The organism is Streptomyces hebeiensis (assembly GCF_052983195.1).
This window is the reverse complement of the sequence record NZ_CM129812.1, coordinates 6,152,526-6,174,141: the sequence shown is the minus strand read 5'-3', so window position 1 is coordinate 6,174,141 and position 21,616 is coordinate 6,152,526. Positions and strand designations below refer to the sequence as shown.

The window sequence follows — 21,616 nt, the reverse complement described above, 5'->3', positions numbered from 1 at the left end:
ACATGTGTGGCATCACGGGCACGTACCGGTGGCCGGACGGGAAGGCCGTGACCGACCGGCTCACCGAGACCCTCGCCCACCGCGGTCCGGACGGGGCGGGCCGGTACAGCCATCCCGCCGGTGACGGAGAGGTGCACCTCGGGCACCGCCGGCTGGCCATCATCGACCTGTCCGGGACCGGCGCCCAGCCGATGGTCTCGGGCGGCCTCGCCCTGACGTACAACGGCGAGCTGTACAACGCGCCCGAGCTGCGTGCCGAGCTGGCGGCCGCCGGGGCGCGCTTCCGCGGGACCTCCGACACCGAGGTGGTGCTCGAGGCCTGGCGGCGCTGGGGCACGGGCTGTCTGCCCCGGCTGCGCGGCATGTTCGCGTTCGGGATCTTCGACGAGCGAACCGGTGACCTGGTGCTCGCCCGCGACCAGCTCGGCATCAAGCCGTTGTTCCTGCTCCGGCGCGGTGCGGGCCTGGTGTTCGCCTCCGAGCTCAAGGCGCTCGCCGCCGCGACCGGTGGGTCGCTCGAGGTGGACCACGGGGCGCTGGTGGCCTCGCTGCTGTACTACTGGGTGCCGGACTCGCGCTGCGCGTTCCGCGAGGCGGAGAAGCTGCCGCCGGGGAGCTGGCTCAGGTGCCGGCCCGACGGCCGGGTGGAGCGCGGCACCTACTGGAACCTCCGGGACGTCGCCGCCGAGGGCCGGGAGCGGGCCCGGACCGGCGATCAGCCGGACCTGGCCGCCGTCGTCGAGGAGTCGACCCGGCGCCACCTGCTCTCCGACGTACCCGTGGCGACCTTCCTCTCCGGCGGCCTCGACTCCAGCTACCTGACCGCGCTCGCGGCCCGCCACCGACCCGGGATCTCCGCCTACACGATCGGATTCCGCCCCGAGGACGCCAAGTTCGAGGCGATGCCGGACGACCTGCGCTACGCCCGGCAGGTGGCCGAGCGGTTCGGTGTCGACCTGCACGAGATCGAGATCGCTCCGAACGTGCTCGACCTGCTGCCGCGGATGACGTACCACCTGGACGAGCCGATCGGCGACCCCGCCGCGATCAACACGTTCCTGATCTGCTCGGCCGCCCGGGAGGCCGGGGTCAAGGTGATGCTCTCGGGGATGGGTGCCGACGAGCTGTTCGCCGGTTACCGCAAGCACCTGGCCAACCTGCTCGCGCTGCGCTACCAGCGCGTCCCGCGGCCGCTGCGGCGCGGGGTGTCCGGGGCTGTGGACCGGCTGCCGGTCGCGACGGCCCGCCGGGGGTACCGTTCGGTGCGCTTCGCGAAGCGGTTCCTCTCCTTCGCCGACCTGCCGGAGGAGACCGCGTTCCGGCGCAGCTACACCATGTACGACCAGGACGAGCTGCTGGCCCTGGTCGATCCGGACCTGGCCGGGACGGTCACGGACGTGCTGACCGAGCACGCGGACGTCTACCAGGACAACGACCTCGACGACTTCGTCAACCGCATGTGCCTGGCCGACGCCCGGATGTTCCTGCCGGGCCTGAACCTCGCGTACACCGACCGGTCGAGCATGGCCGCGTCGACCGAGGTGCGCGTGCCGTACGTGGACGTCGAGGTGGTCGAGGCGGCGTTCGCCGTGCCCGGCGAACGCAAGATCGCCGGGCGGCAGGGCAAGGCCGTCCTCAAGGAGGCGGCCACCTCGATCCTGCCCCGGGAGATCGTCTACCGGCCCAAGGGCCTGTTCAGCGCGCCGCTGCGCGCCTGGATGAGCCGGGATCTGGCACCGCTGGTCCGCGAGGTGGTGCACGACGGCGTGCTCGTCAGCTCCGGGCTGCTGCGCCGCGACGCGCTGGCGCGCATGGTCGCCGAGGACGCCGCCGGGCAGCGGGACTTCTCCAAGCATCTGTGGCATGTGCTGACCCTCGAGTACTGGTACCGCGACGCGACCTCCGGAGTCCGGCCGGAGCACTCGCCCGGCGGCATGGAAGACGGCTCAGAAACAAGGGGACTTGGGTGAAACAGGTTGTGCAGAACTACAAGAGCGGCGAGCTGGCGGTCCTCGACGTGCCGGTGCCGGGGTGCAAGCCGGGCGGTGTGCTGGTCCGCAGCGCCTACTCGCTGATATCCACCGGGACCGAGCTCATGAAGGTGTCCGAGGCCGGCATGTCGATGCTGGGCAAGGCCCGCTCCCGTCCCGACCAGGTGGCCAAGGTCATGCAGAGCGTGGCCACCAACGGGGTGCCCGCCACCTACCGCAAGGTGATGGGCAAGCTGGACTCCTACACACCGCTGGGCTACTCGTTGTGCGGGGTGGTCGAGCAGGTCGGCACCGGCATCGACGATGTGGCGGTCGGCGACCTCGTGGCCTGCGCCGGCAACGAGCACGCGTTGCACGCCGAGCTGAACTGGGTGCCGAAGAACCTCTACGCCCGGGTGCCGGACGGTCTCGCGCCGCGCCACGCGGCCTTCGGCACCGTCGGGTCGATCGCGTTGCAGGGCGTCCGGCGCGGCGAGCCACAACTCGGTGACGTGGCGCTGGTCATCGGCCTCGGCCTGATCGGGCAGCTGGTCGTGCAGCTCCTCACCGCGTCGGGGGTCCGCGTCCTCGGCGTCGACCCCGACCCGACACGCTGCGAGCTCGCCGAGCGGCTGGGCGCCGCGGCCTGCGGCGATCCCGCGGCCGCGGCCGTGGAGGCCGCCGTCGCCGAACTCACCGGCGGTCACGGCGTGGACCAGGTGTACCTGGCCGCCGGCGGCGACAGCAACCAGCCCGTCGAGCTGGCCGCCCGGCTCTGCCGGGACCGCGGCCGGGTCGTCGACATCGGCAAGACCCGCCTGGACCTGCCGTGGAACGCGTACTACGAGAAGGAGCTCGACGTCCGGTTCTCCCGCAGTTACGGCCCCGGGCGCTACGACCGGGAGTACGAGCTCGAAGGGCGCGACTACCCGATCGGCTATGTGCGCTGGACCGAGCGCCGCAACCTGGCGTGCGTCCTCGATCTCCTGGCCCGCGGCAGCGTCGACGTCGAGCCCTTGGTCTCCCACGTCGCCGACTTCGACGACGCCGTCGAGACGTACCGGAGCCTGAAGGACGGCGGCCTGAAGGCCGTGGCCGTGCTGTTCCGGTACCCGGGACCCGCGGCGGACGGAGCGGCGGCGGAAGGAGCGGCGGAGGCCCCGGCGGTCACCGTGCCCGCGGTACGGCGCGGCGGCGGAGCGACCGCCCCTGCCCGGTCCGCCAAGGCGCCGGTGAGGCTGGCGTTCGTCGGCGCGGGGAACTACGCGACCTCGATGCTGCTGCCGCACCTGGCACAGCGCGACGGCGTCGAGCTGTCGGCCGTCGTCACCACGACGGCGCTGTCCGCGGCCAACGCGCGACGGAAGTTCGGCTTCGCCGAGGCGACCACCGATCTCGACGCCGTGCTCGGCGACACCTCCATCGACGCGGTGTTCGTGGTCACCCGGCACAGCTCGCACGCCGAACTGACCCAGAAAGCACTACGGGCCGGCAAAGCGGTGTTCGTGGAGAAGCCACTGGCCCTCACCGAGGACGAGCTGGCCGGCGTGCTCACGGCCGTGGAGGAGTCCGGCAACGACCGGCTGCAGGTGGGCTTCAACCGCCGGTTCGCGCCGCTGTTGCGGGAGGCCAGGAAGCGGTTCGGCGTCCGGACCGGTCCGGCGAGCCTGCGCTACCTCGTCAACGCGGGCCGGCTGCAACACGGCAGCTGGTACCTCCACCAGGGCACCGAGGGCTCGCGCTTCGCCGGCGAGGGCGGGCACTTCATCGACACGGCGAGCTGGCTGCTCGACGCCGACCCGGTCTCGGTGTACGCGGTCGCCGCGTCCGGCAACGAGGGCAGCGGTGACGTCCAGGTGGTGCTGCACTACCCGGACGGGTCCACCGCCACCATCAGCTACGTCACCACCGGCGCGCCCGGCTTCCCCAAGGAGACGCTGGACCTCGTCGCGGACGGCAAGGTGCTGCGGCTCGACGACTTCGTCCGTGCCGCTGTGTACGACGGCCGCCGCAAGCGGTGGGTCAGTTCGCGGCTGCCCAAGGCCCGGGACAAGGGCCAGTCCGCCGAGCTGGCCGCGTTCGTCAAGGCCGTGCGGACCGGCGGGCCGATGCCGGTGCCGCTGGAGTCGCTGGTCGCCACCACGTCGGCCACCCTCGCCGTCCGGGCCGGCCTGGCCGGCGGCGCGCCGGTGACGTTGGCGAGGGCGCGATGACGGTGAACCCGGGGAGTCCGGGCTGGTACCTGCGGCGGCTGTCCCGGATGGGACCGCGGGAGGTCGGCGGCCGGGTGGGCGACGCGGTGCGCAGGCGGCGGTGGCGGTCGGCGCCGCCCGCGTGCCCGGCGGTGACCGGCGCCCGTTTCACCGCGGCACTGCCCGCCGGGACGATCGCCGCCGTGCCCCCGGACGCCGCGAAACGCCTCATCACCGAGGCGGACCGGCTGATGCACGGGCACGCCGAGTATTTCGGGGTGGTCCGCGACGACCTGACCGACCCGGACTGGTGGCGCGACCCGAGGACCGGGCGCCGGGCTCCGTCGGGCTACGCCTTCGACGTGCCGTACCGGAACGAGGACGCGGTCGGGGACATCAAGCAGATCTGGGAGCTGTCCCGGCATCAGTACCTCACCGTGCTCGCCGCCGCGTACGCGGTCACCGGGAACGAGCGGTACGCCGAGCGGGTCGCCGAGCACCTGCGGTCGTGGTGGGCGGCCAACCCACCGCTGCGCGGCGTGCACTGGACCAGCGGCATCGAGTTGGGCATCCGGCTCCTCTCCTGGGTGTGGATCCGCCGGCTGCTCGACGGCTGGCCGGGCGCGGCCGGTCTTTTCGAGGGCGACCCGGTGGCGCTGAACCAGATCTGGCACCACCAGCGGTGGCTTGCCGCCTTCCCCAGCCGGGGGTCGTCGGCGAACAACCACGTCATCGCCGAGGCCGCCGGGCAGTTCGCCGCGGCCTGCGCGTTCGGGTGGTTCCCCTCCTCGGCGCGCTGGCGAGCCGACGCGCTGAGGTCGCTGGAGCTCCATCTGCGCGGCAACACCTTTCGCTCCGGCCTCAACCGCGAGCTGGCCACCGAGTACCACGGACTTGTCCTCGAGCTCGGCCTGGCCGCGGTGGCCGAGGCGGACGGAGCCGGCGTGCCGGTCCCCGCGTCGGTCCGGCTGGTCCTGCTGCGGATGACCGACGCGCTCGCGGCCGTCGTGGACAACCGGTTACGGCCGCCGCGCCAGGGCGACGCGGACGACGGGCACGGTCTGGTCGTCGACGGCGCGGGCACCGACCGCTGGGCCTCGCTCCTCGCCACGGGGGACGCCGTGTTCGGCCGGCTCTCCTGGTGGCCGGAGGTGACCGGCACCGATGTGCGCACCCCGCTGCTCGCCGCGCTCATCCGGCCGTACTCGAAGAGCGAGGCGGCACCGGCCGTGTCCCGCCCTCGGAGCCGGCCGGCCCATTTCGCCGACGCGGGGCTGACCATCCTGCGCGGTCCCGCGGAGATCTGGTGCCGCTGCGACGGTGGTCCGCACGGCTTCCTGTCCATCGCCGCGCACGCCCACGCGGACGCGCTGTCCGTGGAGGTCCGGCACGACGGGGTCGACGTGCTCGCCGACCCGGGGACGTTCTGCTACCACGGGCAGCCCGAGTGGCGGCAGTACTTCCGGTCGACCCTGGGCCACAACACCCTGCGGCTGGACGGCGGTGACCAGTCCGTCTCCGGCGGTCCGTTCCTGTGGACCCGGCACGCCCGCAGCCGCGTCCTGGCCGTGGACGCGTCCGGCGCCTCCGACAGGGGCGTTGTCCGCTGGTGTGCCGAGCACGACGGTTACCGGCCCTCCGTGCACCGCCGCCGGGTGGAGCTGATCGCCGCGAGCAAGGAATTGCGGGTGGTCGACGAGGTGCGCGGCCCGCGCCGGGCCGTGCGGCTGGCGTTCCACCTCGGCCCGGCGATCGCCGCGAACCTGGCGGGCGACCGGGCGGAGCTCACCTGGACCCGGGACGGCGAGGACCGCTCCGCGGTGCTCGACCTGCCCGGGCAGCTGAGCTGGCGAGCGCATCGCGGCGAGAGCGACCCTCCGCTGGGCTGGTACTCCGCCGGCTTCGGCCGCAAGGAACCCGCCACCACGCTGGTCGGCACCGGATTCGCCGACGGCGCGGAGGGGTTCACCACCGTGCTCGGGTTCCGCGACCAGGGGAGGGAGGATACGTGACGAAGTGGCTGCGCCGGGTGCTTCCGGCGGCACCGCTGGCACTGACCCTGCTGGCGGCGACCGGCTGTGAGAGCCCGCCGGACGCGCGGCCCGCGCCGACCGCCGCGTCGGCCACGTCCGTGGCCCGGGTGTGCGCCGAGCCCCCGGCCGGGCCGACGGAGGCGCCGGCGGACGCGGTGACGGTCGACCCCGCGGTGGTCGGCGACCTGGCCGAGAAGACCAGGAGCAGCCCACCGGGCACCACGTTCTGGCTCCGACCGGGCAAGCACAGGCTCGAACCGGAGCGCTACGCCCAGGTCATCGCCAAGGAGGGGAACCGCTACCTCGGCGCGCCGGGCGCGGTGCTCGACGGCGGGAGGACCAACAACTACGCGTTCAGCGGCACCGCCCGCGACGTCACCATCCGCCACCTGACCGTGCAGCGCTTCGTCGCGCCGAACAACGAGGGCGTGGTCAACCACGACATGGCCGACGGGTGGGTGATCGAGCACGCGAGGATCCAGTACAACTCCGGCGCAGGGCTGATGGCCGGTGCCCGCCAGCGGGTCCGCGCCAGCTGCCTGCGCGGCAACGGGCAGTACGGAATGAACGCCTACAAGGCCGGCGACTCCATCAGGGGCCTGGTGGTCGAGGGCAACGAGATCGTGGGCAACAACACCGACGACTGGGAGCGGCGGAAGCCGGGCTGCGGCTGCACGGGAGGCGTCAAGTTCTGGGCCGTCGACGGCGCCGACATCCGCGGCAACTGGGTGCACGACAACCGCGGGGCCGGGTTGTGGGCGGACAACAACAACAACGACTTCCGTATCGAGGGCAACCTGCTCGAGGCCAACGACGGTGCCGCGCTGATGTACGAGACCAGCTACAACGCGGTCATCCGGAACAACACGATCCGGCGGAACAACTGGGTCGAGGGCCGCACGTACGCCGACCGCGGCGACACCTTCCCGTACGCGACCCTCTACGTGTCCGAGTCCGGCGGCGAACCACGGGTCCGGGCCCGTACGGACAAGATCGAGATCTACGGGAACCTGCTGGAGGACAACTGGTCCGGGATCACCCTGTGGGAGAACGCCGACCGGTTCTGCAACAGCCCGGCCAACACCTCCACCGGTTACTGCACGTTGCTGGTGCGGGACACCGACCGCTGCGCCCGTCCGGCGATCGCCACCGCGCCGCTCTACGCCGACTGCCGGTGGCGGACCCAGCGGGTGGACATCCACGACAACCGCTTCCTGCTGGACACGTCCGTCGTCCGTTGCGACGAGGAGTGCGGCCGCATGGCGGTCCTCGCCAACTACGGCACCTATCCGGACTGGTCGCCGTACAAGGGCAAGCGGGTGGCCGAGGCGATCACGCTGAAGCAGCGCAACCGCTGGTACGACAACGTCTACGCCGGACCATGGAGCTTCGTCGCCACCGACACGGACCGGACGCTCGACTTCGCGCAGTGGCAGGGCACGCCGTACCAGCAGGACGCGGGCAGCACCTTCCGGTCACGGGCCGGTGATTGAGATGAGCGGGTACCTGGCGCGCGGCGGGCCGCCGGGCGGAGCCGATACGGCGGGCGCGCCGCCGGGCGCCGAACCGCGCCCCGCCGGCACACCGAAGACCGTCGGGATCGTCTGGGGATTGCTGGCCCTCAACACGCTCGGCTCCGCCGGGGCGAAGACCATCGTCCCGCTGCCCCGCTCCCTCATCCAGATGGTGACCATGGGCGCGCTGGGCGCCGCGTTCGCGCTGGCGCTCGCCGTCAATCTCCGGCTGCGCGTCCGGTCCAGCGCCTTCGTGTTCCTGCTCACCCTGCTGCTGGTGCCGAGCGTGATCTCCAGCGCGAACCTGGAAGTCGGGTTCGGCGCGCTGTTCCGCTGCGCCCGGCTGGCTCTCTTCGTCGGCACGCTGTGGCTGCTCAGCCGCTGGTGGGACGGCAGCCTGACGTTCGTCCGGTACCACATCCGGATGTACTTCGCGGTGCTCGGGCTGGTGGCCGCCGGGCTGGTCGTCTCACCGGGCACGGCCCTGCCCGAGTACTACGGCGGCCGCCTCGTCGGCGCGTTGTGGCCGCTCACCCCGCCGCAGATCGGACAGTACTCCGCGGTGATCATCGGGCTCACCGTGCTGCTCCTGCTGGGCCGCCGCACCACCGGGGCCGGCGCGGCGGTGATCATCGTGCCGTCACTCGTCCTGCTCGCGCTGACCCATACCCGGACGGCCACGCTCGGCCTGCTCATCGGGTTGGTGCTGGCGATCGGCTCGCTCATGCTGGCCAGCGCCGCCGCCCGCCGGTTCTTCGCCTGGGCGGTGCTGTGCGCCACGGTGGCCGCGGTGGTGTTCAGCTCCGCGCTGCAGGCGTGGTTCCTGCGCGGACAGAGCCAGGAGAACCTGTCCAGCCTCACCGGCCGGGCCAAGGTCTGGGACGCCCTGCTGGCAGCGCCCCGGACGAGCTCGGAGCAGGTGTTCGGCGTCGGCCTGGGCGACAAGTCGTTCGGCGGGCTGCCGATCGACAACAGCTGGCTGGCCGTCTACAACGAGCAGGGTCTCATCGGCGTCGCCCTCGTGGCGGCGTTCATCCTCGTGCTGGGCGGCGTCGCGTTGCTGCGGCCCCCCTCCCCGGCACGGGCCTGCGCGATCTTCCTGATCAGCTACGTCGGGATCTCGTCGTACACCGAGGCCGGCCTCGGTGACGCCTCGCCGTATCTGCTGCATCTGGCCCTGGCCGCCTCGCTGCTCGCGGCACCCGCCGCGGCCACGCCACGGCCGACGGCCACGCCCCTCACAACGGCGGCGGTTCCTCGACGACGTATCCCGCTATGGGCCCGGAGGTGACCTTGAGCATGCACGTTCTCGTGGCGCACAACCGCTACTCCTCGGCGCAGCCGAGCGGGGAGAACAGGGTTGTCGACCAGGAAGTGGGGCTGCTGCGCGCGGCCGGCCACCGGGTCGAGGTGTTCGAGCGGCGCAGCGACGACATCGCCGCCCGGTCCCTGTGGGGCAAGGCCGCGGTGCCGCTCCTGGTGCCGTGGAACCCGGCGGTCCGTACGGAGCTCACCGCGCGGCTGCGCGCCGAGCGGCCGGACGTGGTGCACGTCCACAACGTCTTCCCGCTGCTGTCGCCGGCGGTCCTCGCCGCCTGCGCCGACGTCGGCGTACCCGTCGTCGCCACGCTGCACAACTACACCCAGGTCTGTCCGCCCGGCACGCTGCACCGGGACGGCCGGTCGTGCACCGAGTGCGTCGGGTCGGCGGCGGCGCTGCCCGCCGTCCGGCACGGCTGCTACCGGAACTCCCGCCTCGCGACGGTGCCGCTCGCCGTCGGCCTGACGGTCAACCGGCGGCGGTGGTGGTCCGGCGTGGAGCGGTTCTTCTGCATCTCCGCGGCGCAGCGCGACATCCTGGCGCGGTCCGGCATGCCGGCCGACCGGCTGGTGGTGAAGCACAACTTCGTGCCGGAGCCCGGCACCCGCCGAGCGGGCGCCGGCGAACACCTGCTCTTCCTCGGCCGGCTCGCGGAGGCCAAAGGAGTGCGGCTGCTCATGGCCGCGTGGGACGAGATCGCGGCGGACGGCGGTGTGGGCGTACCGCTCGTGCTCGCCGGCGCGGGGCCGCTGGAGGGCGAGGTGACCGCCTGGGCGGCGGGCCGGGACGACGTGCGGTACGTCGGCCTGTACGACCCGGCCCAGTGCCGGCGGGCCGTCGCGCGGTCGGTCGCCGTGGTGGCTCCTTCCATGGCCCGGGAGACGTTCGGCCTGGTGGTCGCCGAGGCGATGGCGGCGGGGGTCCCGGCCGTCGCCGCCGGTCACGGCGCCTTCGTGGAACTCGTCGAGGACGGGGTGACCGGGCTGCTGCACCGGCCGGGCGAGCCCGCCTCGCTCGCGTCCCGCGTGCGCCGGATCGTGGCCGAGCGGGCCCGCAACCGGGAGATGGGCGAGGCGGCCCGGCGCCGCTACGAGCAGTACTTCAGCCCGGCCGTCGGCCTGGAGCGCCTGGAGGACGAGTACCGCTCCGCGATCGCGGGTCGGACGGAATCAATGGGGGGCAGTAGATGACACGATGCCGACTCTGCGGCTCGGCGACGCTGGCGAGCGTCGTCGATCTCGGGGCGACGCCACCGTGCGAGAGCTTTCTCACCGCGGACCAACTGGATCAGCCGGAGCCCGCGTACCCGCTGCACCTGCGGGTCTGCACCGACTGCTGGCTGGCCCAGATACCTCCGCTGATCACGCCGGAGGAGACGTTCACGCAGTACGCGTACTTCTCCTCCTACTCCACCTCCTGGGTGGAGCACGCGCGCACGTTCGTCGCCGGCGCCGTACAGCGCCTCTCTCTCGGCCCCGACGCCTTCGTGGTCGAGGTCGCGAGCAACGACGGGTACCTGCTGAGGCACATGGTGGACCGGGGGATCCGCTGCCTCGGCATCGAGCCGTCGGTGAACGTCGGCGCCGCGGCGCGGGAGGCGGGGGTGCCCACGCTCACGGAGTTCCTGTCCCCGGAGACCGGCTCGCGCGTCCGCGCCGAGCACGGCCCGGCGGACCTGGTCGTGGCCAACAACGTGTACGCGCACATCCCCGACGTGGTCGGGTTCACCCAGGGACTGCGTGCCCTGGTCGCCGACGACGGCTGGGTCTCCATCGAGGTGCAGCACCTGCTGACCCTGATCGAGGAGAACCAGTACGACACGATCTACCACGAGCACTTCCAGTACTACACGGTCGCGTCCGCCATCCGGGCGCTCGAGAGCGGCGGACTCGCGCTCGTGGACGTCGAGTCGCTGCCCACGCACGGCGGTTCCGTCCGGCTGTGGGCCCGGCCCGCCGAGGCGGCCGGCGAGCCCGGCCACCGTGTGGCCGACGTACTGGCCCGGGAGAAGGCCGCCGGACTGCTGGAACTGTCGGGGTACAGCGAGTTCTCCGCCCGGGTGGCCACGGTGCGCCGGGACCTGCTGCGGTTCCTCATCGAGGCGGCCGACCGCGGCGAGACGGTCGTCGGCTACGGCGCCCCGGGCAAGGGCAACACCCTGCTCAACCACTGCGGCATCCGGCCCGACCTGCTCCCGTACACCGTCGACCGCAACCCGTACAAGCACGGCAGGTTCACCCCGGGCACCCGCATCCCGATCCTGCCGCCCGAGCGGATAGCCGCCGACCGGCCGGACTACGTCCTCGTCCTCCCGTGGAACCTGCGGGCCGAGCTGGTCGAGCAACTGTCCTTCATCCACGACTGGGGCGGCCGGCTGGTCTTTCCCATTCCGGAACTGAGCATTGTCGAGGTCGCGTCGTGAAAGAGGTCACAGCATGAAGGTCGTTCTGTTCTGCGGCGGCTACGGGATGCGGATGCGGAGCGGTGCCGCGGACGACATGCCCAAGCCGATGGCGATGGTCGGACCGCGACCGCTGATCTGGCACGTGATGCGCTACTACGCGCACTTCGGGCACCGGGAGTTCATCCTGTGCCTCGGCTACGGGGCGCACCACATCAAGGACTTCTTCCTCAACTACGAGGAGACGACGTCCAACGACTTCGTGCTGCGCGGCGGGCGGACCGAGCTGCTGTCCGCGGACATCTCGGACTGGACGATCACGTTCGCGCAGACCGGCATCGAGTCACCGATCGGGGAGCGGCTGCGCCGGGTGCGGCACCACCTGGACGGCGACGAGATGTTCCTCGCCAACTACGCCGACGTGCTCACCGACGCCCCGCTGGACGAGATGATCGACCGGTTCGCCCGGCGCGACGCCGGCGCGTCGATGATGGTCGTGCCGCCGCAGTCCTCGTTCCACTGCGTGGACCTGGGCGAGGACGGCCTGGTGGGCGGCATCACCGCGGTGAGCGACCTGCCGCTGTGGGAGAACGGCGGATACTTCGTGCTCCGCCAGGAAGTATTCGACCACATACCGGAGAACGGGGACCTGGTCGCCGACGGCTGCGCCCAACTGGCCAAGCGGGGGCGGCTGGTGGCGCATCAGCACCGCGGCTTCTGGAAGCCGACCGACACCGTGAAGGAGCGGGCCGCGCTCGACGCCGCCTACGCCCGGGGCGACCGCCCGTGGGCCGTGTGGGAACGGGACGGCGCGGGGGCGACCGCCGGGGCGAGCGCGTGATCCGCCTCGGTGCCGGGCCCCTGGACCGGATCGTCGCGGTGGGCGCGCACTGCGACGACATCGCCATCGGCGCCGGCGGCACGCTGCTGACGCTGTGCCTGGCGCGGCCGGGTGTCCGTGTCGACGCGCTGGTGCTCTCCGGCGGCGGCGGTGAGCGCGAGCAGGAGGAGCGGGCCGCGCTCACCGCCTTCTGCCCGGGCGCCGACCTGCGGCCGACCGTGCTCAAGCTGCCGGACGGCCGGCTGCCCACGCACTGGGACGAGGCCAAGGCCGCAGTCGAGGAGCTGCGTGCGCGGACGGAGCCGGATCTCGTGCTGGCGCCGCGCACCGATGACGCGCACCAGGATCACCGCGGCCTGGCGCGACTGATACCCACCGCGTTCCGCGACCACCTGGTGCTCGGCTACGAGATCGTCAAGTGGGACGGCGATCTCGGCCGTCCGGCGGCGTACCAGCCGCTGTCGCCCGAGATCGCCGAACAGAAGGCGCGGCTGCTGCAGGAGCACTACCCCTCGCAGCGGCACCGGCCCTGGTACGACCGGGAGGCCTTCCTCGGTCTGGCGCGGATCCGCGGCATCGAATGCCACGCGCGCTACGCCGAGGCGTTCGCCGTCACCAAACTCACTCTCGACCTGGGGGAATGAACCTTGCGCGTACTGCTCACCGGGCACCAGGGCTACCTGGGCACCGTGATGGCCCCGGTCCTCACGGCCGCCGGACACGATGTCGTCGGACTCGACTCCGGCCTGTTCGCCGACTGCGTCCTCGGCCCGGCGCCCGCGGACCCTCCGGGACCGCCGGTGGACCTGCGTGACATCACGGCCGACCACGTGGCCGGGGTGGACGCCGTGATCCATCTGGCCGCCCTGTCCAACGACCCGCTGGGATCGCTGGCCCCGGAACTCACCTACGACATCAACCACCACGCGTCCGTACGCCTGGCCCGACTGGCCCGCGACGCCGGAGTGCGGCGCTTCCTGTACGCGTCGACCTGCTCCGTCTACGGCGCCGCCGGCGGCGACGGCCTCGTGACGGAGGACGCGCCGCTGCGCCCGGTGACGCCGTACGCGGAGTCCAAGGTGCGGGTGGAGGACGACCTGCACGCGCTGGCCGACGGCGACTTCAGCCCGGTGTACATGCGCAACGCCACCGCGTTCGGCTACTCGCCCCGGCTGCGCGCCGACATCGTGCTGAACAACCTGGTGGGTCACGCGCTGCTGTCCGGCGAGGTCCTGGTGCTCTCCGACGGCACCCCCTGGCGCCCGCTGGTGCACGCCGCCGACATCGCACGGGCGTTCACGGCAGCGCTGACCGCGCCGCGCGAAGCGGTGCACGACCGGGCGTTCAACATCGGCAGCGAGACCAACAACGTCACGGTCGCGGAGATCGCCGAGCAGGTCGCCGAGGCGGTGCCCGGCGCGGAGGTGGTGGTCACCGGGGAGACCGGGGCCGATCCGCGGTCGTACCGGGTGGACTTCTCCCGGTTCCGCGCCGCGATACCCGGCTTCGACTGCGAGTGGACGGTGAAGCGTGGCGCGCTCGAACTCGCCGAGGCGTACCGTAAGTTCGGCCTGACCCGCGAGGACTTCGAGCGACGCTTCACCCGGCTCGCCGTGCTGCGCGCGGCGTCCGGGGCCGGCGCCGTCGACGACACCCTCCGGTGGCGCCGGTGACCGAGGTCGGCGAGGAGATGCACGCGCTGGTGGAGCGGCTGTACCCGCTGTGCCGGAGCATCACCGGCGACGGTGTGCGCGCCACCCTGGAGATCGTCGGCGAGTACGTCCCACTGCGCGTGCACGAGGTGCCGACCGGCACACAGGTGCTCGACTGGACGGTCCCGCAGGAGTGGAACATCCGGGACGCGTACATCGCCGACGCCGCCGGCCACCGGGTCGTCGACTTCGCCGCGTCCAGTCTGCACGTGCTCGGCTACAGCGTGCCGGTGTCGGCGACCATGCCGCTGGCCGAGCTGCGCGAACACCTGCACACACTGCCGGACCACCCGTCCTGGGTGCCGTACCGCACCAGCTACTACAAGCCGGAATGGGGGTTCTGCCTGGCCCAGGAGACCCTGGACGCGCTGCCGGACGGCGAGTACGAGGTGTGCATCGACTCCACCCTCGCCGACGGCCACCTCACCTACGCCGAGCACGTGGTCCCCGGGCAGGTCGCCGACGAGGTGATCGTCTCCTGCCACGTCTGCCACCCGTCGCTGGCCAACGACAACCTGGCCGGCATCGCGGTGGCGACGTTCCTGGCCCGGGCGCTGGCGGAGCGGGCCCCGTACTACACCTACCGGTTCATTTTCGCGCCGGGCACCATCGGGGCGATCACCTGGCTGGCCCGCAACGCGGATCGGGTGAACGGGGTGTCTCCCGCGCCGGGGGCGTCTCCCGGCCGAAGGCCGGGGGAAGAGACGAGAGCTCGGGGAAAGGTCGAGCACGGCCTGGTGCTGGCCTGCGCCGGCGACCCGGGGCAGCTGACGTACAAGCAGAGCAGGCGCGGCGACGCGGAGATCGACCGGGTGATGCGGCACGTGCTGGCCGCGTCCGAACGCCCGCACCGCGTCACCGAGTTCACTCCGTACGGCTACGACGAGCGGCAGTTCTGCTCGCCCGGGTTCGATCTCGGCGTGGGCTCGCTCAGCCGGACCCCGTACGCCGGTTACCCCGAATATCACACCTCGGCGGACAACCTGGACCTCGTCTCCCCGGAGGCGATGGCGGACACCCTCTCCGTCTGCCGCGAGGCGTTCGCCGTCCTCGACCGCAACCGGCGGTACGTCAACCTCAGCCCCTACGGCGAACCGCAGCTGGGCCGACGGGGGTTGTACGACGCGCTCGGCGGCCGCAGCGACACCAAGCAGGCCCAGATGGCCCTGCTCTGGGTGCTCAGCCTCTCCGACGGCGAGCACGGCCTGCTGGACGTCGCCGAGCGGTCCGGGCTGCCGTTCGACGCCGTCGCCGCCGCGGCGGACGCCCTGGTCGCTGCCGGGCTGATCAAGGCATGACGCCGATGACCACCGAGGAGGAGAAGACGACGACACCGGCGCCGCCGGCCGGATCAGCCCGGCGGGCCCTCGCGGGCCGGCTGTCCTGGGGACTGGCCGACCAGGCGGCCTCCAGCCTGTCCAACTTCGTGGTGGGGATCTACGTGGCCCGCTCGCTGGGGCCGGCCGCGTTCGGCGTGTTCAGCCTGGCCTGGGTGACCTACGGCGTGGTGCTCAGCGTCGCCCGCGGCCTTGCCACCGACCCGCTCGTGGTGCGCTTCAGCGGCGTGCCGGACGCGTCCTGGCGCGGGGCGGTGGCCCGGTCGTCGGGTACCGCGCTCGGCGTCGGTGCCGCCGTCGGCGCGGCGTGCCTGGCGGTCGGGCTCGCTCTCGGCGGGAGTGTGGGGCCCGCGTTCGCCTGCCTCGGCGTCCTGCTGCCGGGGCTGCTGCTGCAGGACGCCTGGCGGTACGCGTTCTTCGCGGCCGGCACCGGGCGGAAGGCGTTCCTCAACGACCTGGTGTGGGGCGTCGCGCTCGTCCCCGCCCTGGTGGTGGCGGCCCGTGTGGGCAGCGTGGCCGCGTATCTGCTCGCCTGGGGCGGGTCCGCCGCGGTGGCCGCGGTGTACGGCTGCGTCCAGTCCGGCATCCGGCCCCGGCCGGCCGGGGTCCGCGCGTGGCTTCGCGACCACCGCGACCTCGGCTACCGGTACCTGGTCGAGAACGTCGGCGTCAGCGGCGCCAGCCAGTTGCGGGCGTACGGGCTCGGCGCGATCGTCGGGGTCGGCGCGGTGGGTGTGGTCCGGGGCGCCGAACTCCTCCTCGGCCCGTTCCTGGCGCTGCTGATGGGGCTCTCGCTGGTCACCGTCGCGGAGGCGGCACGGGTACTGCGGAGGGACCCGCACCGCCTCGGCAGGTTCTGCCTCCTGCTGGGCGGCGCGCAGGCCGTCGCCGCGCTGCTCTGGGGCGCGGCGCTGCTGCTGGTGCCGGACCGGCTCGGCGCGCTCGTGCTCGGCGACGTCTGGGGCTCCGCCTCGGCGCTCGTCGTGCCGGTCACCCTCGGCGTCGCCGGCGCCGGCCTCGGCACCGGGGCCGCGGCCGGGCTGCGCGCGCTCGCCGCGGCCCGGCGCAGCCTGCGCAGCCAGCTGTTCGCCTCCGCCTGTTACGTCATCGGCGGGCTCGGCGGGGCGGCCGTGGCCGGCACGGCCGGCTCGGCCTGGGGCGTCGCCGCCGCGACCGTCACCGCCTCCGCCGTGTGGTGGCTGCAGCTGCGGTCCGCCCTGCGCGAGCACCACCAGAACCCCATTCCCGAAGTGAGGACGTCATGACCGCGCAACCCCGGCTGAGCATCGGCCTGCCCGTGTACAACGGCGAGGAGTACCTCGCCGAGTCGCTCGACGCCCTGCTCGGCCAGACCTACGAGGACTTCGAGCTGGTCATCTCCGACAACGCCTCGACCGACGGAACGCGGGACATCTGCCGCCGGTACGCCGCTCGGGACGCGCGCATCCGGTACATCCGGCTGCCGAAGAACATCGGCGCCGCGCCGAACCACAACTACGTGTTCACCGAGTGCCGCGGCGAGCTGTTCAAGTGGGCCTCCCACGACGACCTGTACGCCCGCGACCTGCTGCGGCGCTGCGTCCAGGCGCTGGACGAGCGGCCGGAGGTGATCCTCGCGCACGCCGACCAGGCGGTCATCGACGGCGACGGCCGGGTGAGGGTCCCGTACGAGTACGGTCTCGCCACCGGATCGCCGAGCGCGCCCGAGCGCTTCCGCAGCATGCTGTTCGAGCCCGGCGGCGACGACTTCTACGGGGTCATGCGGGCCGACGTGCTGCGCCGGGTGAGGCCGCACGACAGCTACCACCACGCGGACCGCACGTTCGTCGCCGAGATCGGCCTGCACGGGCCCTTCCACCAGGTGCCGGAGCTGCTGTACTTCCGCCGCGACCACCCCACCCGCGCCGAGCGGGCGAACCCCGGCAAGCGCTCCCGGTGCGTCAACCTCGACCCGCGCAGGGCAGGCCCGCTGCACCCGACGCCGCGGCTGCTCGCCGAGTACGTCTGGGGCTTCGTCTCGGCGATCCGGCGGGCGCCGCTGTCCCCGGCCGACCGGCGCGCGTGCTACCGCCACCTGGCCGCGTGGCTGGCCAGCCGGGCCCGGCCGGGCGCCGGCGAGCGGGTCGAGGACCGTGCCCCGGTCGACCCGGCCGAGCTCACCGTCTCCGTCGACGCCCTCGTCGCCGGTCGCGGCGGCCGTGCCGGGGGGCCGGCATGAGGCCGGCGGACGATACTCCGGTGCGCGTCGGGGTGTTCGGCCTGCTCGGGTCCGGGAACCTCGGCAACGACGGGTCGCTCGAGGCCGTGCTCGGGTACCTCCGCGCCGAGCACCCGGGGGCGGTCGTGGACGCGCTGTGCGGCGGGCCCGAGGTCGTCACGGCACGGTACGGGATCCCCGCGACGCGGCTGCACTGGTACCGCGGGGAGTACCGGACCGCGTCGCGCGCGGGCGCGATCGCGGCGAAGGGGCTGGGCAAACTCGTCGACGCCGTCCGCACCGCCGCCTGGGTACGCAGGCACGACGTGGTGCTCGTGCCCGGCATGGGCGTCCTGGAGGCCACGCTGCCGCTGCGGCCGTGGGGCTTCCCGTACGCGCTGTTCCTGCTCTGCGCGAGCGGCCGGCTGCTGCGCACCCCGGTCGCGCTGGTCGGCGTCGGCGCCGCCGCGATCGGCAACCGGTCGACCCGCGCCCTGGTGCGCTGGTCGGCGCGGCTGGCGGCCTACCGCTCGTACCGGGACACCCCGTCCCGCGACGCGATGCGGGAGATGGGCGTGGACACCGCGCGCGACGAGGTCTACCCGGACCTCGCGTTCGCCCTGCCGACGCCACGGGCGGAGTCGCCGCGCGGCGCCCCGGGCCCGCCGGGCCCGGTCTGTGTCGGCGTCATGGACTTCCACGGCGGCGACGACGACCGAGCCCGGGCCGGGGAGATCCACCGGCGCTACCTCGACGGGACGACCCGGTTCGTCCGCGCGCTGGTCGAGGACGGCAGACCGGTCCGGCTGCTCACCGGCGACGCGTGCGACGCCCCGGTGGTCGCCGCGATCCTCGACGCGGTGGACTCGCCCCTGGTCACCGCCGCGGAGGCGGCCTCGCTGGCCGACCTGATGGAGGAGACGGCGGCCGCCGACACCGTGGTGGCGACCCGCTACCACAACCTGATCTGCGCGCTGAAGGCCGGCACACCGACGCTCGCCCTCAGCTATGCGGCGAAGAGCGACGCGCTCATGGAGCGCATGGGCCTCGCCGCGTACCGCCACCCGGCGCGCGAGGTCGACGCCGACCGGCTGCTGGAGCAGTTCCGGGCGCTGGAGAGGCGCTCGGCGGAGCTGCGGCGGACCCTCACCGAGCGGAACCTGGCCGCCGCCAGGCGACTCGAGCACCAGTTCACCGCCCTGACCGCGGCACTGTTCCCGGCGACCGACCACACCCACGCCTTGCGGGAGGCTCCATGAACGCGCCCGGAATGAGAGCGACCGAAGTCCCGGCCATCGCCGGCGCCTACCTGTTCGAGCCGACGCCGTACGCCGACGAACGCGGCTTCTTCTGCCGGACCTTCGACGCCGACGTGGTCCGCTCGGTGGGCCTCGACCCGAACGCCTTCGTCCAGGACAGCGTGTCCCGCTCGGCCCGGGGCGTGCTGCGCGGCCTGCACCTGCGCTCCGGCGACGGCGAGGCGAAGCTGGTGCGGTGCTCGTACGGGCGCGTCTTCGACGTCGTCGTGGACCTGCGGCCGGACTCGCCGACCTACCGCGAGCGGGCCTTCTTCGAGTTGTCCGGCGAGACGCAGGCGACCCTGTACATCCCGGCGGGGTGTGCCCACGGCTTCCAGTCGCTGACCGGAACCGCCGACACCTCGTACCGGATCGACCGCCCGCACGACCCGGCGGAGGACGTGACGATCGCCTTCGACGATCCGGAGCTCGCCATTCCCTGGCCGCTGCCGGTCACATCGATGTCCCGGCGGGACCGGGAGGCGCCGAGCCTCGCCGATGCCCTGCGGCGGAAAGAGAGTTGAGGTCGGCGTGGACACCGAAGACACCGGAGAGTTCCTCCTCCCCCGGTCGCGGGCGGCGAACGAGCGGCTGCACGCCGTGATCCCCGGGGGCGCGCACACCTACGCCAAGGGTGACGACCAGTACCCCGAGAACCTGGCCCCGGTCATCAGCCACGGCCGCGGCGCCCACGTGTGGGACGTCGACGGCAACCGTTACATCGAGTACGGCTCCGGCCTGCGCTCGGTCAGCCTCGGTCACGCCCATCCGCGCGTGATCGAGGCCGTGCGGCGGGAACTCGACCGCGGCAGCAACTTCGTCCGGCCGTCCATCGTGGAGGCCGAGGCCGCGGAACGCTTCCTGGCCACGGTGCCGACCGCGGAGATGGTGAAGTTCGCGAAGAACGGCTCCGACGCCACCACCGCCGCGGTACGCCTCGCCCGCGCCGCCACCGGGCGCCCGCGGGTGGCCGTCTGCGCCGACCATCCGTTCTTCTCGGTCGACGACTGGTTCATCGGCACCACGCCGATGTCCGCCGGCGTTCCGGCGGCGACCAACGAGCTCACCGTGACGTTCCCGTACGGGGACCTGGCCGCCACGGAGGAGTTGCTCTCCCGGCACCGGGACGAGATCGCCTGCCTGATCCTCGAACCGGCCACGCACACCGGGCCTCCCCCGGGCCTGCGACCGCGTCCGGGCACGACGGACCCCACTCCCGGGTACCTGGCCGGCCTGCGCGAGCTGGCCGACCGGCACGGCTGCGTACTGATCTTCGATGAGATGATCACCGGATTCCGCTGGTCCGAGGCGGGCGCCCAGGGCCTGTACGGCGTCGTCCCCGACCTCTCCACGTTCGGCAAGGCGCTGGGCAACGGGTTCGCCGTCTCGGCGCTCGCCGGGCGCCGCGACCTGATGGAGCGCGGCGGCCTGCGTCACCCCGGCGACCGGGTGTTCCTGCTGTCCACCACGCACGGTGCGGAAACGCACTCGCTGGCCGCCGCGATGGCCGTGCAGACCACCTACGTCGAGGAGGGCGTCACCGCGCGACTGCACGCCCTCGGCGAGCGGCTGGCCGCCGGTGTCCGCGACGCCGCGGCGAGCATGGGCGTCGGCGACCACGTCGTCGTCCGGGGCCGGGCCAGCAACCTGGTCTTCGCCACCCTCGACGAGAACCGCCGGCCGTCGCAGCGGTACCGCACCCTGTTCCTGCGCCGGCTCCTCGCGGGCGGGGTGCTGGCCCCCTCGTTCGTGGTGAGCGGCGCGCTCGACGACGCCGACATCGATCGGACCGTCGACGTGGTGGCCCAGGCATGTGCGGTGTACCGGAAGGCACTTGACGCGGCCGATCCCACCCCCTGGCTGGGCGGGCGACCGGTGAAGCCGGTGTTCCGTCGCCTGGCGTGACCTGACGTTCCGTCAGCGGCGCTCCGGCCGACCGGCGCCTGTCATCCGGTCGGCCGTCCCGTCGGCCGTCCGGTCCACCAGCCACGCGGTCGTTGGTACCACCGCCAGCGCGGTGCACCAGCCGCCGAGGACGTCGGTCGGGTAGTGCGCGCCCAGGACGACCTGCGCCCAGCCCATGGCGGCGCCGGCGGCCAGCGCCGCGGCGAGCACGAGCAGCGCGCCGGCCGCCCTGCCGAGGCCGAGCCGGCCGGTCGCGAGCAGCGCCGCCACGAGGGCGAGCGCGGTGAGGAAGGCGGTGTGCCCGCTCGGATAGGACAGGTTGCCGTCGCCGTGGATGGTACGACCCACCACCTGCTTGAGCAGCGTCGCCGCGCCCACGCTCACACCGGCACCGGCGACGACGAGCACCGCCGCGCGAGGCCGCCGAAGCAACAGGCAGCCCGTCACCGCGGCCACGACCAGCGTCGCCGCTCCCACGGGCTCCCCCAAGAAGTCCGTGGCCAGGGCGACGTCCCGCCACAGCGGCCCCGCACCGTCCACCGCCGCCCAGATCCGCGCGTCCACCGCGCCGGGCTCGCTGTCGTCGGCGTACCGGCCCCCGAGCACGACGACCAACGACGCGGCGACGACCGCGATCAGTCCGAGCCACACGCGCAGCGACGCGGGCAGCACCTCGGACGCCGACCGGCCGGACACACGCCCGTGGCGGCGGTCGAGCCGAACACCCCGCTCAGGAGCGGGACGGAGATGAGCCCGCACACCGTCGCGGACCATCCGGCAACGAGGCACCTCGCCCTCCCCTCGGACCGACGCCAGGTCCAAGGGCATCGGAAGCAGTCTCCATTCGCCACCTTAGCCCGTCGGACTTGACCCGTCAGAGGGTTTCAGGGGTCCT

Annotated in this window: 16 protein-coding genes and 1 pseudogene; 16 read left to right on the top strand and 1 reads right to left on the bottom strand. The window is 73.1% G+C overall.

The features are described from left to right. Nucleotides 1-2: 2 nt before the first annotated feature. The 16 genes and pseudogenes from asnB to ACU6P3_RS26400 form a co-directional block, all read left to right on the top strand. Nucleotides 3-1,935: pseudogene (gene asnB, locus ACU6P3_RS26475) on the top strand (asparagine synthase (glutamine-hydrolyzing)); the annotation flags it as partial. Between the two features lie 31 nt (nucleotides 1,936-1,966). Then, nucleotides 1,967-4,183 carry a bi-domain-containing oxidoreductase gene (locus ACU6P3_RS26470; protein ID WP_447194406.1) on the top strand — a complete coding sequence of 739 codons (2,217 nt, stop codon included), beginning with the start codon at nucleotides 1,967-1,969 and terminating at the stop codon, nucleotides 4,181-4,183. Continuing rightward, nucleotides 4,180-6,174 (top strand): heparinase II/III family protein, encoded by a 1,995-nt coding sequence (locus tag ACU6P3_RS26465; protein WP_447194405.1) that lies wholly within the window; start codon nucleotides 4,180-4,182, stop codon nucleotides 6,172-6,174. The genes ACU6P3_RS26470 and ACU6P3_RS26465 overlap by 4 nt, the downstream gene beginning before the upstream one ends. Then, entirely contained in the window at nucleotides 6,171-7,688 is a 1,518-nt protein-coding gene (locus ACU6P3_RS26460) for a right-handed parallel beta-helix repeat-containing protein (protein WP_447194404.1), read from the top strand. The genes ACU6P3_RS26465 and ACU6P3_RS26460 overlap by 4 nt, the downstream gene beginning before the upstream one ends. Nucleotide 7,689: 1 nt before the next feature. Further along, on the top strand, nucleotides 7,690-9,000 hold the full coding sequence (locus tag ACU6P3_RS26455; RefSeq protein WP_447194403.1) for an O-antigen ligase family protein: 1,311 nt from the start codon (nucleotides 7,690-7,692) through the stop codon (nucleotides 8,998-9,000). 8 nt (nucleotides 9,001-9,008) lie between these two features. After that, nucleotides 9,009-10,220 carry a glycosyltransferase gene (locus tag ACU6P3_RS26450; protein WP_447194402.1) on the top strand — a complete coding sequence of 404 codons (1,212 nt, stop codon included), beginning with the start codon at nucleotides 9,009-9,011 and terminating at the stop codon, nucleotides 10,218-10,220. Further along, a complete protein-coding gene (locus ACU6P3_RS26445; protein ID WP_447194401.1) occupies nucleotides 10,217-11,452 on the top strand; it encodes a class I SAM-dependent methyltransferase in 1,236 nt (411 codons plus the stop codon). Before ACU6P3_RS26450 ends, ACU6P3_RS26445 begins: the two co-directional genes overlap by 4 nt. 13 nt (nucleotides 11,453-11,465) lie before the next feature. Beyond that, complete coding sequence (locus ACU6P3_RS26440; RefSeq protein WP_447194400.1) at nucleotides 11,466-12,272, top strand: glycosyltransferase family protein; 807 nt, start codon at nucleotides 11,466-11,468, stop codon at nucleotides 12,270-12,272. Next, nucleotides 12,269-12,916 (top strand): PIG-L deacetylase family protein, encoded by a 648-nt coding sequence (locus ACU6P3_RS26435; RefSeq protein ID WP_447194399.1) that lies wholly within the window; start codon nucleotides 12,269-12,271, stop codon nucleotides 12,914-12,916. Before ACU6P3_RS26440 ends, ACU6P3_RS26435 begins: the two co-directional genes overlap by 4 nt. 3 nt (nucleotides 12,917-12,919) lie before the next feature. Next, on the top strand, nucleotides 12,920-13,945 hold the full coding sequence (locus tag ACU6P3_RS26430) for an NAD-dependent epimerase/dehydratase family protein (RefSeq protein ID WP_447194398.1): 1,026 nt from the start codon (nucleotides 12,920-12,922) through the stop codon (nucleotides 13,943-13,945). Next, nucleotides 13,933-15,282, top strand: a complete 1,350-nt coding sequence (locus ACU6P3_RS26425) for a DUF4910 domain-containing protein (RefSeq protein ID WP_447194397.1) — start codon at nucleotides 13,933-13,935, stop codon at nucleotides 15,280-15,282. Before ACU6P3_RS26430 ends, ACU6P3_RS26425 begins: the two co-directional genes overlap by 13 nt. A gap of 5 nt (nucleotides 15,283-15,287) precedes the next feature. Further along, nucleotides 15,288-16,586 carry an MATE family efflux transporter gene (locus tag ACU6P3_RS26420; protein WP_447194396.1) on the top strand — a complete coding sequence of 433 codons (1,299 nt, stop codon included), beginning with the start codon at nucleotides 15,288-15,290 and terminating at the stop codon, nucleotides 16,584-16,586. Then, the gene (locus ACU6P3_RS26415; RefSeq protein ID WP_447194395.1) at nucleotides 16,583-17,539 is read left to right on the top strand and encodes a glycosyltransferase family 2 protein; all 957 of its coding nucleotides are present in this window, start codon (nucleotides 16,583-16,585) and stop codon (nucleotides 17,537-17,539) included. Before ACU6P3_RS26420 ends, ACU6P3_RS26415 begins: the two co-directional genes overlap by 4 nt. Beyond that, nucleotides 17,536-18,777: a polysaccharide pyruvyl transferase family protein gene (locus ACU6P3_RS26410; protein WP_447194394.1), complete on the top strand. Its 1,242-nt coding sequence runs from the start codon at nucleotides 17,536-17,538 to the stop codon at nucleotides 18,775-18,777. The genes ACU6P3_RS26415 and ACU6P3_RS26410 overlap by 4 nt, the downstream gene beginning before the upstream one ends. A gap of 11 nt (nucleotides 18,778-18,788) precedes the next feature. Then, on the top strand, nucleotides 18,789-19,340 hold the full coding sequence (locus tag ACU6P3_RS26405; protein ID WP_447194393.1) for a dTDP-4-dehydrorhamnose 3,5-epimerase family protein: 552 nt from the start codon (nucleotides 18,789-18,791) through the stop codon (nucleotides 19,338-19,340). 7 nt (nucleotides 19,341-19,347) lie between these two features. After that, entirely contained in the window at nucleotides 19,348-20,721 is a 1,374-nt protein-coding gene (locus ACU6P3_RS26400) for a glutamate-1-semialdehyde 2,1-aminomutase (protein ID WP_447194392.1), read from the top strand. 12 nt (nucleotides 20,722-20,733) lie between these two features. On the opposite strand, the gene ACU6P3_RS26395 is transcribed toward ACU6P3_RS26400, so the two are convergent. Continuing rightward, nucleotides 20,734-21,417 (bottom strand): phosphatase PAP2 family protein, encoded by a 684-nt coding sequence (locus tag ACU6P3_RS26395; protein ID WP_447194391.1) that lies wholly within the window; start codon nucleotides 21,415-21,417, stop codon nucleotides 20,734-20,736. Nucleotides 21,418-21,616 lie beyond the last annotated feature (199 nt).

Excerpts from the sequence above, each read along its gene's own strand:
- ACU6P3_RS26440 (WP_447194400.1), top strand. The coding sequence starts at position 11,466 with ATGAAGGTCGTTCTGTTCTGCGGCGGCTACGGGATGCGGATGCGGAGC.
- ACU6P3_RS26455 (WP_447194403.1), top strand. The coding sequence starts at position 7,690 with ATGAGCGGGTACCTGGCGCGCGGCGGGCCGCCGGGCGGAGCCGATACG.
- ACU6P3_RS26410 (WP_447194394.1), top strand. The coding sequence starts at position 17,536 with ATGAGGCCGGCGGACGATACTCCGGTGCGCGTCGGGGTGTTCGGCCTG.
- ACU6P3_RS26445 (WP_447194401.1), top strand. The coding sequence starts at position 10,217 with ATGACACGATGCCGACTCTGCGGCTCGGCGACGCTGGCGAGCGTCGTC.
- ACU6P3_RS26415 (WP_447194395.1), top strand. The coding sequence starts at position 16,583 with ATGACCGCGCAACCCCGGCTGAGCATCGGCCTGCCCGTGTACAACGGC.
- ACU6P3_RS26405 (WP_447194393.1), top strand. The coding sequence starts at position 18,789 with ATGAGAGCGACCGAAGTCCCGGCCATCGCCGGCGCCTACCTGTTCGAG.
- ACU6P3_RS26420 (WP_447194396.1), top strand. The coding sequence starts at position 15,288 with ATGACCACCGAGGAGGAGAAGACGACGACACCGGCGCCGCCGGCCGGA.
- ACU6P3_RS26465 (WP_447194405.1), top strand. The coding sequence starts at position 4,180 with ATGACGGTGAACCCGGGGAGTCCGGGCTGGTACCTGCGGCGGCTGTCC.
- ACU6P3_RS26450 (WP_447194402.1), top strand. The coding sequence starts at position 9,009 with ATGCACGTTCTCGTGGCGCACAACCGCTACTCCTCGGCGCAGCCGAGC.